The 585-nt window shown below is 38.8% G+C and carries 2 pseudogenes; both read left to right on the plus strand.

The features are described from left to right. Positions 1-232: pseudogene (locus ACWHAR_RS29880) on the plus strand (DUF6773 family protein); the annotation flags it as partial. Positions 233-380: 148 nt separating this feature from the next. Continuing rightward, positions 381-585: pseudogene (locus tag ACWHAR_RS29885) on the plus strand (alpha-amylase); the annotation flags it as partial.

Genomic DNA, 585 nt, shown 5'->3' on the forward strand with positions numbered 1-585 from the left:
TGGCTGAAAATGATTCTTCTTTTTATCGTCTGTGGCGGCGTTCTGTTTCTGCTTCGGTATGTGATTGTGAAGCTGGCTTACAGAAGAGCGGTAAAAGAAGAAATAAAAAAGAAATCATCTTGAAAAATAGATGGTTTCTTTTTTTGTTTGGAAAGCGAGGGAAGCGTACACAGTCTCGGGCAGTTTTTTTATAGGAACATTGATTTGTATTCACTCTGCCAAGTTGTTTTGATAGAGTGATTGTGATAATTTAAAATGTAAGTGTTAACAAAATTCTCCAGTCTTCACATCAGTTTGAAAGGAGGAAGCGGAAGAATGAAGTAAGAGGGATTTTTGACTCCGAAGTAAGTCTTCAAAAAATCAAATAAGGAGTGTCAAGAATGTTTGCAAAACGATTCAAAACCTCTTTACTGCCGTTATTCGCTGGATTTTTATTGCTGTTTTATTTGGTTCTGGCAGGACCGGCGGCTGCGAGTGCTGAAACGGCGAACAAATCGAATGAGCTTACAGCACCGTCGATCAAAAGCGGAACCATTCTTCATGCATGGAATTGGTCGTTCAATACGTTAAAACTCAATATGAAGG

Source organism: Bacillus sp. LR--39 (assembly GCF_053613335.1).